The 12,993-nt window shown below is 74.6% G+C and carries 11 protein-coding genes; 1 reads left to right on the top strand and 10 read right to left on the bottom strand.

Annotated features, from left to right (window positions below):
• Nucleotides 1-59: 59 nt before the first annotated feature.
• The 3 genes from QNO07_RS11330 to QNO07_RS11340 all read right to left on the bottom strand — a co-directional run bounded on the left by QNO07_RS11330 (nucleotide 60) and on the right by QNO07_RS11340 (nucleotide 1,681).
• Nucleotides 60-383, bottom strand: coding sequence for an antibiotic biosynthesis monooxygenase family protein (locus QNO07_RS11330; protein ID WP_283991650.1), 324 nt, complete (start codon nucleotides 381-383; stop codon nucleotides 60-62).
• Between the two features lie 109 nt (nucleotides 384-492).
• Nucleotides 493-963: an NUDIX hydrolase gene (locus QNO07_RS11335; RefSeq protein WP_283991651.1), complete on the bottom strand. Its 471-nt coding sequence runs from the start codon at nucleotides 961-963 to the stop codon at nucleotides 493-495.
• A 4-nt stretch (nucleotides 964-967) separates the two neighbouring features.
• Nucleotides 968-1,681, bottom strand: a complete 714-nt coding sequence (locus tag QNO07_RS11340) for an XRE family transcriptional regulator (RefSeq protein WP_283991744.1) — start codon at nucleotides 1,679-1,681, stop codon at nucleotides 968-970.
• Nucleotides 1,682-2,548: 867 nt separating this feature from the next.
• On the opposite strand from QNO07_RS11340, the gene QNO07_RS11345 reads away from it, so the two are divergent.
• The gene (locus QNO07_RS11345; protein ID WP_502961816.1) at nucleotides 2,549-4,714 is read left to right on the top strand and encodes a phosphatase PAP2 family protein; all 2,166 of its coding nucleotides are present in this window, start codon (nucleotides 2,549-2,551) and stop codon (nucleotides 4,712-4,714) included.
• A 113-nt stretch (nucleotides 4,715-4,827) separates the two neighbouring features.
• Here the strand turns inward: QNO07_RS11345 and QNO07_RS11350 are convergent, their stop codons facing one another.
• From QNO07_RS11350 to QNO07_RS11380, 7 genes are all read right to left on the bottom strand, one after another.
• On the bottom strand, nucleotides 4,828-5,679 hold the full coding sequence (locus QNO07_RS11350) for an ECF transporter S component (protein ID WP_283991652.1): 852 nt from the start codon (nucleotides 5,677-5,679) through the stop codon (nucleotides 4,828-4,830).
• Nucleotides 5,676-7,328: an ABC transporter ATP-binding protein gene (locus QNO07_RS11355; RefSeq protein ID WP_283991653.1), complete on the bottom strand. Its 1,653-nt coding sequence runs from the start codon at nucleotides 7,326-7,328 to the stop codon at nucleotides 5,676-5,678. The genes QNO07_RS11350 and QNO07_RS11355 overlap by 4 nt, the downstream gene beginning before the upstream one ends.
• The gene (locus tag QNO07_RS11360) at nucleotides 7,325-8,587 is read right to left on the bottom strand and encodes an energy-coupling factor transporter transmembrane component T (RefSeq protein WP_283991654.1); all 1,263 of its coding nucleotides are present in this window, start codon (nucleotides 8,585-8,587) and stop codon (nucleotides 7,325-7,327) included. The genes QNO07_RS11355 and QNO07_RS11360 overlap by 4 nt, the downstream gene beginning before the upstream one ends.
• Nucleotides 8,584-9,315, bottom strand: a complete 732-nt coding sequence (locus QNO07_RS11365) for an SCO2322 family protein (RefSeq protein WP_283991655.1) — start codon at nucleotides 9,313-9,315, stop codon at nucleotides 8,584-8,586. Before QNO07_RS11365 ends, QNO07_RS11360 begins: the two co-directional genes overlap by 4 nt.
• Complete coding sequence (locus QNO07_RS11370) at nucleotides 9,315-10,622, bottom strand: SCO2321 family membrane protein (protein ID WP_283991656.1); 1,308 nt, start codon at nucleotides 10,620-10,622, stop codon at nucleotides 9,315-9,317. Before QNO07_RS11370 ends, QNO07_RS11365 begins: the two co-directional genes overlap by 1 nt.
• A 379-nt stretch (nucleotides 10,623-11,001) precedes the next feature.
• On the bottom strand, nucleotides 11,002-12,093 hold the full coding sequence (locus QNO07_RS11375) for a prenyltransferase (protein WP_283991657.1): 1,092 nt from the start codon (nucleotides 12,091-12,093) through the stop codon (nucleotides 11,002-11,004).
• The gene (locus QNO07_RS11380) at nucleotides 12,090-12,887 is read right to left on the bottom strand and encodes a class I SAM-dependent methyltransferase (protein WP_283991658.1); all 798 of its coding nucleotides are present in this window, start codon (nucleotides 12,885-12,887) and stop codon (nucleotides 12,090-12,092) included. Before QNO07_RS11380 ends, QNO07_RS11375 begins: the two co-directional genes overlap by 4 nt.
• Nucleotides 12,888-12,993 lie beyond the last annotated feature (106 nt).

Genomic DNA, 12,993 nt, shown 5'->3' on the forward strand with positions numbered 1-12,993 from the left:
GGTGCCCCGTCCGGGTGTCCCGCCGAACGGGACACCCGGCGGATGCTCCCGCTCGGACGTCAGCCCTGCTTGGGCGGGGTCTGCTGCACCACCTCGAAGCTCCACAGCGTGGAGCCGGACGCTGCCGGCTTGGGACGCTCCCCGCTGCCGCTGCCCTGGTGGGCGGTCTTCATCGGGCCCTCCATCCACGCCTGGAAGGACGCCTCGTCCCGCCAGCGCGTGTAGACGAGGTACTGGTCGGTGCCCTCGACCGGGCGCAGCAGCTCGAACCACTCGAACCCGTCGGAACTCTCCACGGTGCCCGCGCGTGCGGCGAACCGCTGCTCCAGCACCTCCCGCTGCTCGGCGGGAACAGTCAGAACGTTGATCTTCACGATGCTCATGGGTCCATCGTGCCCCACCCGCCCCGGGACGCCGCGCGCGGATTCCTCCGGGCGGCCGTCAGGATGGCGCCCTGACCCCGACTCTGTGCGCGCAGTCTCCTACATCCGGCTATCCCAGGTACGGAGTTGGGCGCTGCTCCAGGAAGTGGCGGATGCGTAGTCGCTGCGTGTGGTGCATGGGCAGCGCGTCGATCTCGCTGGGGTTCACGAACCGCACCTCCGTGGATTCGTCGGAGACGGTGAGCGAGCCGCCGACTGTGCGCGCCGTGAAGCAGACGTTGAACTGCCGCCGCACCTCCCCGTCGCTGTACGCGATGATGTGACGGGGATCGGTGTAGGTGCCGACGAGGCCCGTGATCTCTACTTCGTAGCCGGTCTCCTCGCGGACCTCGCGCACCGCTGCCCCCGGTAGCGAATCGGCCATGTCCATTCCGCCACCGGGCAGAGCCCACAGGTCGTTGTCCTTCCGGCGCTGTAGCAGGATGCGGCCCTCGTCGTCCGTCACGACGGCTGAGGCAGCGACCACGAGACTGTTCGGTTTCGGCGCGGTGGAGTCGTCGTAGTACTCGGTGCGTGCCATGGGCTCAGCCTTCCACGGGTCTCGCCGTGGCCCACACGGCGTCGAAGCTGTCGGCGTAGGTGTCGAACACCCCGCCGTCCCCATGGCGCCGCAGGTGCCAGAGCGGAGCGCCGTAAGCGTTCACGCCCCACACGTGGGCGTTGACCAAGAGTTGGTCATCCGCCCGGTAAAGGGAGTTGTACAGCGTGCTCCCGTGGGTCCGTACCTCCACTCCCGGGACGCCCAACAGAGGCCGGTAGTGCATGAGCGCCAGCCGGCACCGGGACTCGATGCCATGACCGAACCGCTCTTCCTGGCCGCGCTGCCGGACGTTCGGGCTGTCGGCGTCGCCGAGCGCGATCCTCACCGCGCACCCGTCGGTGGCACACTCCCGCAACACGTCGTTGAGCCGGGGATACGCCTCATGGAGGAACACAGCCGCGTACACCAACACGTCGATGCGCTCCCGGGCCTGACGGAACAGGTCTGCGAATGCGGAAACCGGGAGGTTCGCGCGCTGGTCGTAGAGACCGACCAGTTCCGGGCTCACGGCGCGTGCGGGGCGTGCCTGGCGGAGCGCGGGCCACAGCGCGTGTACGTCTTCCCCCCGGGCCTCCGCCGCGCGCATGGCCGTGGTGCGGCGGGGTGTGCGGCCCAGGTTCAACCACCGTTCCACTGACTTCGGGTCCACCTCCGTCTTCTCTGCCAATGTGGCACACGTCCACCCTCCGGCCGCCATGATGGCGCGCAGCCTCTCGTTCGGCGCCACGATCTCCCCCTCAGGATGCTGGGACGCTCCAAGGGACGTCCTACCCCCGGCGGGACGTCCCGAAGTGGGGAATGTACGCAGTTCCTCCGTCCCAGTGACCGACACGACGATCGGCACATGAGTGAGCCGAAGCAGTACCCCACAACGTCGGTTGAGCTGCCGTCGGAGCGGGAGGCGAGACCTACGACCGGTTGCGACGTGTGCCTTGCGCTGGATTCACAGCGCTCGGCAGCCAGGCGCCGCGGAGACCTTTCGAAGGTCAGGGACCTGGATGCGGAGGTCCGCCGACACGCACACGGGTCATGACCGCATCCGTGACCGAGCGATCGGCCAGCCGCTTGAAGCCCGGTGCCGGACAAGCGGCTGGAGACCGCTCCCGGCCTCTGCGGGACTTCGGGGACCTGTGCGGCTGCTGTGCTGGGTGGCTTGAGATCTGGTGTGACGGCTGTTGCGGCTTCGGCGGCTGCCGGCTCTGCGGCTGGACCGAGAAGCGCCCGTGTCCGTTGTGTGCAGGCGGCGACGCCGAACCCATCCACTGGTGAGGCCCTGTCGAGAGCGCAAGAACCTACAGCCCTGAACCTCCCCCTCATGAGCGATCCCGGTGCTCATGAGCGGGGGTGTCCTATGTGTTTCGTTCGGCACACTCATTGATCTTCACGATGCTCATGGGTCCATCGTGCCCCACCCGCCCCGGGACGCCGCGCGCGGATTCTTCCGGGCGGCCGTCAGGCAGCCGGGGGGTGTACTGCGTCTGACATCCGGAATGATGACCCGAGCAGCAGTGACCGAGGAACGGGGCGGCAGGGCGTGGCGGCGGAGAAGGGCGGGGACAGGCCGATGGCACGGGGTTGGGCGCGGGGGGCGTCCCTGCAGTGGGCCGGGGCAGGCGGGGGACCGGCGGCTGAGGGAGCTACCGGTCGTCGGGCGGGGGAGTTCTGGCTGCCCGTGGCGCTGTGGCTGATCGCGCTGGCGCTGGCCGGCCGGCAGACCTACGCGGTGCTGCGGCTGCCACCCGACCGGCGCCTGACGGACCTGGCCGGCTGGCTGGGCGGCGCCGGCGGGGAGGGTGTGCTGCGGCCCGTCGGCTCCCTCTACGAGGGGGGAACGTTCAGCGGCACGCCGCTGGCCGGGCTGGTGCTGCGGCCGCTGGCCAACGCGGGCCAGCAGGGGCTCGGCGTGGTGTGGACGCTGGGCACGCTGCTGCTGGTGTGCGCGCTGGGCGTGCTCGCGGCCCGGGCCGTGCCGGGGCTGACCTCCCGCCGTGCCCGGCTCGTCGCCGCCCCCGTCGCGATCAGCCTGCTCGTTCTGTCGGTACCGGTCCGCAGCACCTTCTCGCTCGGCCAGACCAGCATCATCCCGGTGCTGCTGGTGCTAGGTGCGGTGCTCCACGGCCGGTCCGCGCCGCGTCCGGCCGGTGTGGTGGCCGGCCTCGCCGCGGCACTGCAGCCGTCGATGCTGCTGTTCGCCCCACTGCTGTGGCTGACGGGCCGCCGCCAAGAGGCAGCGGCGGCCGGTGCCGGATTCGCCGGGTTCACCCTGCTGGCGTGGGCGGCGGCGCCTGCCGACTCCTGGGCGTACTGGGTGCACCACGTCGCGGGGGTCGGTCTCGGGGGCGCGTCGGACGGGCTGTCCAACCAGTCGCTGCACGGTCTGCTGCTGCGCCTGGGTCTGTCCGGACCGCTGGAGATCGCCCTGTTCGCGGTGCTGGCCGCGACGGTCGCGGTGGTCGGGCTGCGCCGGGCGGCGCACTACGCGCGCGACGGCCAGCTCCTGCTGGCCGCGGCCCTCACCGGCTGCGTCGCGGTCGCGGTCGCCCCCGTGGCGTGGCAGCACCAGCAGCTGTGGATTCTGCTGGCCGCCGTCGGCCGGGTCGGCAGCCGCCGCGGCGACCGGTACGTGTGGCCCGTCTTCCTGGTGCTCGTCATGACGCTGAACGCCGACGCGCTGGTCCCCAAGATCGCCTGGCTGGCGCCGCTCGGCGAGAACGCGCCCCTGCTGGCGGCGCTGCTCGCGGCCTGCGTGCTGCCGTTCCTCCGCCGTGACGCCCCCACCTGGGACCGGCCCGAGCCGTCCGGGGTGTTCAGCCGGCCGAACCTGATGCTGGAGCTGCTGCTGATAAGGGTCGGCTACTTCGCCTACTCCTATGTGCGCTCGCTGGCCCCCGACGGGCGCGGCCCGGCCGAGTCGCACGGCAGGCAGATCCTCGCCGTCGAGCAGGCGCTCGGCATCGACATCGAGTACGGACTCAACCAGCTCGTGGCCCGCACGTCCTGGCTCGCGGACGGCATGAACTTCTACTACGGGGCCTTCCACTTCCTGGTGCCCGTGACCCTGCTCGTCGGCCTCTACCTGAGGGCCCCGGCCTCCTACCGGTGGGCGCGCACCTCGCTGTCGTTCGCGACGCTGCTGGGACTGGTCGGTTTCTGGCTCTACCCGCTGGCCCCGCCACGGCTGATGCCGGGCCTGGGCTACGTCGACACCATGCACGGCCCGCAGGACTTCGACGACCCGGACTTCGGCGTGCTCACCGGCATCTCCAACCAGTACGCGGCGATGCCGTCCCTGCACGTCGGCTGGTCGCTGTGGGCGGCGGTGGTGATCATCCGCATCACTCCGAACCTGTGGCTGCGGCTGCTGGGGGCGCTGTATCCGCTGCTCACCACGGTGGTGGTGATGGGTACGGCGAACCACTACCTGCTGGACGCGGTGGGCGGCGCCGCGGTGGTCGCGGCGGGCTTCGCGGTGGCGGCCCTGTGGCACCGCCACGGCCCCGGCAGCGCCGAGCGGGCTGCCACCGGCGGCGGGACCGCCGGTGCCGGGGCCGCCGCAGGAGCGGCCGAGTCGGCGGGCGTGCCCGCGCAGACGGCACGCGCGGTGGCGGCGGAGCAGGCGGACGGCACCCGGCGGCCCGCCGCCGCCTCGGCGGCAGCGGGGCCGGGGACGGGCCGGGAGGCGGAACGCGCGCCGGGGGCGCCGGGCCGGGCCCGGCCGGGCAGCGCCTGAGGCCCCTGACCGCGCCCACGGGACCGCCCGCCGAACCGCCCGGGGAGACCCTCGCCGACCGCCCCGACGACCGCCCCGCCGAACCGCCCGCCCGCCCGGCGAAGGGCGGGCGGTCAGGGGGCGGGGCGCGGGGGGACGGGTCCGGCGAAGACGGCGTCCGCGTCGAAGGCCGCCCGCCGGGTGGCGCGGCGCAGCGCCCGCAGCACGGTCCCGCCGAGGGTGAGCGTGAGCACGACGGTCAGCAGTGCCCTGGGCAGGTCCCAGCCCAGCGAGGTGGCCAGCCAGTACGCGGTGAACCTGGCCAGGTTCTCCGGCAGCGGGTCACCGGGCACGAAGGAGATCCCGGTGCTGAGCCCGGCGATGTACGTCCAGCCCTGGAGGTTCATCACCACCCCGTACAGCACCGAGGCGAGCGCGCCGTAGGCGGCGAGCAGCAGCAGTTCGGCCCGGCCGCGCAGCGCCTGCGCGCCGGGGAGCAGCCCGGCGCCCATGGTGACCCAGCCCATGGCGAGCATCTGGAACGGCATCCACGGCCCGACGCCGCCGGTGAGCAGCGCGGAGGCGAACATCGCCACCGCGCCGAGCACGAACCCGAAGCCGGGCCCCAGGACCCGTCCGGACAGCACCATCAGGAAGAACATCGGCTCCAGCCCGGCGGTGCCGGCGCCGAGCGGGCGCAGCGCGGCCCCGGCGGCGGCGAGCACGCCCAGCATCGCGATCGCCTTGGCGTCGACGCCTGAGTCGGCGACGGTCGCCACCACGACGGCGAGCAGCAGCGGCAGCAGGGCCGCGAACAGCCAGGGCGCGTCCCTGGCGTGGGCCAGTCCGGACGCGGAGTCGGCGAGCAGCGGCCAGCCGAACGCCACCACACCGACCGCCGAAACCAGGGCGAGCGCGGTGGCGGAGCGACGGCCGAGGCGGATCACCGCGGGCCGCCGGGCGGGCGCTTCGGGGATGCCGCTCATGCGGGGGCCTCCAGCGCCCGGCGAACCTGCGGCACGGTGAGCCAGCGCTGCGGGCTGAGGATCTTGGCGATCTGCGGGGCGAACGCGGGGGAGGAGACCACCACCTCCGCGGTGGGGCCGTCGGCCACCACCTCGCCCTGGGCGAGGATCACCACCCGGTGGGCCAGCTCCGCGGCGAGTTCCACGTCGTGGGTGGCCAGCACGATGGCGTGGCCCTCGGCCGCCAGGCCGCGCAGCACGTCCACGAGCCGGGCCTTGGCGGCGTAGTCGAGGCCGCGGGTGGGTTCGTCCAGCAGCACCAGCGGCGGTGCCGCGGTGAGGATCACCGACAGGGCGAGCGCGAGGCGCTGCCCCTCGGACAGGTCCCGGGGGTGGCTGGAGTCGCCGACGCCCGGCAGCAGGGTGCTGACCAGTGCCCGGCAGGTGCCGGGCGCGGCACCCGCGTCGTGGTCGGCCGCGGTGCACTCGGCGCCGACGGTGTCGGCGTAGAGCAGGTCGCGGGGCTCCTGCGGGACGAGTCCGACCTGCCGCAGCAGTTCCGGCGGTCGGGTGCGGTGCGGGGTGAGCCCGCCGACCTCCACCTGCCCGCCGGCGGGTTCGTGGCTGCCGACGAGCGCGCCCATCAGGGTGGACTTTCCGGCGCCGTTGCGTCCCATCAGCGCCACCGTCTCCCCGGCGCGCACGGTCAGGGACACCTCGTGCAGCACGGTGCGGCGACCGCGCCGGACGGTGAGCCGGGTGGTGCGGGCGGCCGGGGTGCGTGCGGCGGGGATGCGCGAGCGGTCCGGCCCGGTGGCGGTGTCCTGCGCCTGCGGGTGCTCGGGCGGCGGGTGCGCGGCCAGATCCTCCCGCAGCCCGGCCGAGCGGCGTCGCGCGTCGCGCACCGACAGCGGCAGCGGCGACCAGCCGGCGAGCCGGCCCAGCGCGACGACCGGCGGGTGCACGGGGGAGACGGCCATCAGCTCCGCCGGGTCGCCCAGTACGGCGGGCTCGCCGGGGCCGGGCAGCAGCAGGACCTGGTCGGCGTACTGCACGACCCGCTCCAGCCGGTGCTCGGCCATCAGCACGGTGGTGCCCAGGTCGTGCACCAGGCGCTGCAGCACGGCCAGCACCTCCTCGGCGGCGGCCGGGTCGAGGGCCGACGTCGGCTCGTCCAGGACCAGCACCGCCGGGTGGGTGGTGAGCACGGAGCCGATCGCCACCCGCTGCTGCTGCCCGCCGGACAGGGTGGCCAGTGGCCGGTCGCGCAGTTCGGCCAGCCCCAGCAGGTCGAGGGTCTCCTCCACGCGGCGGCGCATGGTGGCGGGTGGCAGGCCGAGCGACTCCATGCCGTAGGCGAGTTCGTCCTCGACGGTGTCGGTGACGAAGTGCGCCTGCGGGTCCTGGCCCACGGTGCCGACCACGTCCGCCAGTTCGCGTGGCCGGTGGGTGCGGGTGTCGCGCCCACCGACGGTCACCCTGCCGTGCAGGGTGCCGCCGGTGAAGTGCGGCACCAGGCCGGACACAGTGCCCAGCAGTGTCGACTTGCCGACTCCCGACGGTCCGACGAGCAGGGCGAGTTCGCCCTCCGGGATGCTGAGGTCAACACCCGAGACAGCCGGTGCGGCGGCACCCTCGTACGTCACCGATACCTGTTCGAAACGGATCACCGTGCCGGCTTCCCCTCGTGCTCCCCGTGCTTCCTGGACCGTGCTCCGGACTGCTGTGCTCCGAACTCCCGTGCTCCGGACTCCCGGCCGCCGTGCTTCTCCCCGTGCTCGGCGTCGTGCTCCCCGCTGTTCCGGGCATCGGTGCGCCGCCGTTCCGGCGGCAGCGGTGCGACGACGGCGGGCAGCAGGCCGAGCAGTACGGCCGCGGCCGGCCACCAGGGCAGCACGGGTACGGTGAGCGGCACCGCCGGGGGGTGGAGCGCGGCGGGTTCCCGCACTCCGGCCCAGATCATCGCGGCGGCGACCGCGACGCCCGAGCCCGACACCAGCCAGGCGCGGACGCCCCAGCGGTCCGGCCGGTACCGGGTGCGCACGGCCCGCCGCCCGCCCAGCCACAGCCCGCCCAGTGCCGCCACCAGCCCCAGCAGCAGCACCGGCAGGCCGTACGCCGCGCCCTGCGGCGCGAGCAGCCCGTATGTGCCGGCGCACACGCCCAGCAGCCCGCCCAGGGTCAGCGCGGTGGTGGTGTGCCGCACCGCGGCCGGCACCCGGGCGGTCCGGCCGTAGCCGCGGGCGTCCATGGCGGCGGCCAGCGCCACCGAGCGCTCCAGCGCGCCCTCCAGCACCGGCAGGGCGACCTGGAGCACGGCCCGCACGCCCCGGTCGGCCCGGCCGCGCAGCCGCCGTGCGGCCCGCAACCGGACCACGTCGGCGACCAGGTTCGGCGCGAAGGTCATCGCGACCACCACCGCCACTCCCATCTCGTACAGCGCGCCGGGCAGCGACTTCAGCAGCCGGGCCGGGTTCGCCAGCGCGTTGGCCGCGCCCACGCAGGCCAGCAGCGCGGCCAGCTTCATGCCGTCGTACAGGGCGAACAGCAGCCCCTCGGCCGTCACCCGGCCCCCGAGCCGCACACCCTGCGCCCAGTCGGGCAGCGGCACCTCGGGCAGCGTCAGCAGCACGTGGGTGCCCGGCACCGGCGAGCCCAGCAGTACCGCGAAGACCAGCCGGACCGCGAGCACCAGCAGGCCCAGCTTCAGGAAGGTCAGGTAGCTGCGCGCCCAGGGCGCGTCGGTGCGGCGGGCGGCGACGACGTAGCCGGCCACCGCCACCAGCAGGGCCAGCAGCAGGGGGTTGGTCGTGCGGGACGCGGCGGCGGCCAGCCCCAGCGCCCAGAGCCACCAGGCCCCGGCGTGCAGGGCGGTGGCCCGGTCCGCCTGCGGGGCCCGCAGCACGGCGGTGCGGGTGCCGCCGGTCATTCCCGCCGCCGCCTCGCCTGCCACATCGCGCCGCCGGCCAGCACCGCCACCGTCACCACACCGGCGACCAGCGGCAGCACGCCGCCGCCCGAGTCCTCCTGCCCGTCCCGTCCGTCGCTGCCCTGCCCACCGTCCCGCGCGTCTGCGTCCGGAGCAGGGGTGGTCTCGCCGGCATCCGGCGAGGGGTCGGAGCCGACGCGTTCGCCGCAGCCCGCGGCCGGGTAGCCGGCGATGCCGCACAGCAGCGCGTCGGAGTTGTAGCGCAACGGCTTGGCGACCGCCGCCAGCGCGTCGGCCGCCGTCCCGTCGGAGTCGAGCGACGCACACCCGCTGCGGGGCTTCGGCGGCGACTCCCCGCCGGGCGCGTCACCGGCGGTGCCGGGGTCGACGACCACCGCGACGCGCTTGCCGTCCGCGGGCGCCGGGGCGTCCGCGCACAGCCCGGCGAAGTCGGGGTCCTGCCGGGGCCGTGCGGCGTCGGCGGAGTCCGCGCTGACCGCGAAGCGGAAGCCGACCACCTGGCCGTCGGCGGGCCGCAGGGTGCCCGGCCCCTGGGTGGCGTAGGTCCACTCGCCGCCGCTGCCGGACGTCCAGAACGACCAGTAGCGGTAGCCCTCGGCCTGCGCGGCGGGCGCGCCGAGCAGCAGCAGCGCGGCGGCCGTGGCGGCCGCGAGTGCCGCGGTCACCGCGATCCGCAGACGGGCGGGCAGCCCGGCGCGCCCCCGCATCAGCTGTCCTGCTTCTTCTTGTTGCGCAGGCTGACGAGCAGCCCGACACCCACACCGGCCACCAGTACGGCGCCGACCGTCCACCAGGCGACACCAGAGCCGTCTTCGGAGGAGTCGGACTGCTCGCCGTCGGCGTCGGAATCGGCCGGCTTCCCGCCCGTTCCGCCGGTGCCTTCGGCCGCGGCCGGCTCGGGGCCGGTGGCGTTGAGCCGCTCCACCAGGTCCGCGCCGCCGAACGCGGTCGGGTCGCCGCCGGTGGCGTGCACGCCCAGCACCAGCTGTCCCAGCGCCGCCGGGTCCTCGGTGGCCCTGTCCCAGCCGTCGAGGTTCTTCTCCAGCCAGCCCAGCGGGCCGCGCGCCGCCTCGGGGTACCCGGCCGCGGCCAGCGCGAGCACGGCGAGCGAGGTGGTGCCGTGGTCCGGCTGGTCCTCCGCACCGGCGAAGGACGACATCAGGTGGTCACCGTTCTTTTGCAGCACGCCGTGGAGGTAGGCCGCCGCGGCCGCTGCGGAGTCCTGCTGCCGGTAGCTGTCGCCGTCGTCGCAGGACGGCGCCTCGACGGCTGTGTCCCCGCCGTCCCCGCCGTCGCCGTTCTCGGCGGGCGGCACGACCAGGCCGCGGCCGGCGGCGGCGGTGGTGGCCGCAGCGGTCGCCAGGTCGTTGGCGCTGAGTGTGCCGTCGGCGTCCGGCTGGTGGGCGAAGGCGCCGCGCTTGTCCGCGTCGGCGTCGCAGCCCAGCTGGAGGGCGCGCAGGGCGTCGTAGGGCGACCTGCCGCCCTTGCGTACGTCCGCCGGCTTGTCCCCGGCGGCCACGAGCGCGCCGACGACCAGGGCGGTGGAGTTGGCGTCGGAATCGCCGGCCTCGGGGTCTCCGGGGTGGAAGCCCCAGCCGCCGTCGTCGTTCTGCACGCTCTTCAGCCACTCCACGGCCGGCTCCACCACGTCCGGGTGCCCGCCGGTGGCCGCCAGCGCCTGCACGGCCGCGGCGGTGGCGTTGCTCTCCGGCTTGTCCTTCGCGCCGCACGGGGTGCCGGCGTCGGGACGGTACGCGGGGAACGCGCCGTCCTCGCACTGCTGCCCGGCCAGCCAGTCCAGTGCCTGCTTCGCCGGCGTCACGCCGGCGGCGTCCTGGGCCAGCAGTGCGACCGACTGCCGCAACACGCCGTCGTACTGCGGGTCGCCCTTGCCGTACAGCCCGGCGGGCAGGCCCTTGGGGGAGGGCGACTCGTCGGCTGCGGCCACCGGTGCCGCGACCGCCGCGAGTGCGGCGGTCGCGGTCAGGGCCGCGGCGGTGCGACGGAGGTACATGCGGGTGCCTTTCGGGTGAGCGGGAGCGCAGCCGGGCACCGCCGGCCGGCCGCGCTCACGACGCGGCGGACACCGGGCTCAGCTGCCGTACTCCTCGACGGTGCCGGTCCCCGGGACCGCCTGCGTGCGGCGGCCACCGGCTTCCGGGAGCCTGCGCCCTCCGCTGCGGAGGGCGGGCCCACGCCTGGGCGTTCCGGCTCGCGGGTCCGCACGGCACGGCCGGGCGGGCACCGCTCACGGTTGCGGGTCAGCGCCGGGTTTCCACCGGCTTCCCCCGGGCGAGGGCGGGAACTGCGTCAGCCACTGTATCCGGGCAGGCCGCGGGTCGGGTGGCGGCCCGTCCGGGCCGGCGGCTGAGGCGCCCCGGGTGTCAGGGGCGTCAGGGGGTGGGCGCGCCGGCGGACGGGCAGCAGTCGGGGACCAGCCCCCAGGGCAGCCGCTCGCCGCTGAACACCTGCGTCGTCGCCTCGTCGCCGCCGAGCGCGGCGACCGCCAGCAGCACCGAGGCGGCCGTCCACGCCGTCTTCTCCCTCGGCCACACCGCCTCGTCGTCGAAGACGTACCCGGTCCAGTACATGCCGTCCTCGGTCCGCAGGTGCTGTATCCAGCGCAGGATGTCCAGCGCCTTGTCGGACTCGCCCATCACCCACAGGGCCAGCGCCAGTTCGGCGCTCTCCCCGCCGGTGACCCACGGGTTGGGCGACACGCAGCGCACCCCCAGGCCGGGCACCACGAACTCGTCCCACCCCTCGTCGATGCGTCGCCGGGCGGCGTCGCCGGTGACCGCGCCGCCGAGGATCGGGTAGTACCAGTCCATCGAGTAGCGGGACTTGTCCAGGAAGCGCTCCGGGTGGCAACGCACCGCGTGGCCCAGCCAGCCGGCGGCAAGTTCCCAGTCGGGCTGCGGCTCCTCCTGGTGCTCGGCGACGGCCAGCGCGCAGCGCAGCGCCTGGTGGATCGACGCGGACCCGGTCAGCAGGGCGTCGGTGACCGGGGTGCCGTCGGGCTCCCGCTTCCATCCGATCTGCCCGCCCGGCTGCTGGAGTGCCAGGACGAACTCCACCGCCCGGCTCACCACCGGCCACATGCGGTCCAGGAACGCGTCGTCGCCCGTCGACAGGTAGTGGTGCCACACCCCGACGGCGACGTACGCGCAGAAGTTGGACTCCCGGCTGAGGTCGGTCGGCTCGGACGCGTCCCCGTCGCGGTAGGCCGCGTACCAGGCGCCGTCCGGCAGCTGGTGGTCGGCGAGCCACTGGTAGGCGGCCTCCGCCCGGGTGTGCTCCCCGGCGGTGTCCAGGGCCATCGCCGCCTCGACGTGGTCCCACGGGTCGAGGTGGTGGCCGCGGAACCAGGGGATGGCGCCGTCCGTCCGCTGCACCGCGGCGATGCCGGCGACCGTCGCGGTGGCCTGCCCGGCGGTCAGCACGCCGGGCAGCACGAGCCGTTCGGTGCGCTCGGAGTTCGTCACGCCCGCACCCCGGAGACCGCAGCGGCGGTGTCGGCGCCGGCTGCCGGTTCGGCTTCAGCCGCCGTCTCCGGGGTGTGCGGCTTGGTGGCGTAGGCGACGAAGCTCTTGCCGATCAGCGGGTCGAGCGCGCGTTCCGCCAGGCGGGTGGCGAGCGGGCGCTTCATGATGTCCCAGACCAGCAGCTTGTGGTACGCCCGGACCGGCAGCGCGGCCTCGTCCCCGTCCCGGCGGACGCCGAACGCGCACTTGAGCCACCAGTAGGGCGAGTGCAGGCCGTGCGCGTGGTGGGTGCCGTAGGGCCGCAGGCCCGCCTCCCGCATCCGGCCCAGCAGCTCGTCCGCCCGGTAGATGCGGATGTGCCCGCCCTCCACCTCGTGGTACTCGTCGGACAGCGCCCAGCACACCTTCTCCGGGCCGTAGCGCGGCACGGTCACCGCGATCCGCCCTCCGGGCCGCAGCACCCTGACCATCTCGGCGAGCACACCCTTGTCGTCGGGGATGTGCTCCATCACCTCGGAGATGATGACGACGTCGAAGCTGCTGTCGGGGAACGGCAGGGCCAGCGCGTCACCCTCCATGGCGGTGGCGGTCGCGCCCGCCGGTGCCTCGCCGGCCTCCTTCATGGCGGCGAACCAGGTGGCCACCTCGCGGATCTCGTCGGCGTTGCGATCGAGCGCGACCACGCGGGCTCCGCGGCGGTAGCACTCGAAGGCGTGGCGGCCGGCGCCGCAGCCCAGGTCGAGCACCCGGTCGCCGGGGGCGAGGGGGAACCGGGAAAAATCGACGGTCAGCACGGTGGCTCTGCTTTCGTCCGGGAGAGGAATCTGGGTGGGCGGCGGGAGGTCAGGTGCGGGGCGGCGGGAGGTCAGGTGTGGGGCGGCGGGAGGTCAGGTGTGGGGC

The sequence above is a fragment of the Streptomyces sp. 549 genome (assembly GCF_030124175.1).
GTDB lineage: Bacteria > Actinomycetota > Actinomycetes > Streptomycetales > Streptomycetaceae > Streptomyces.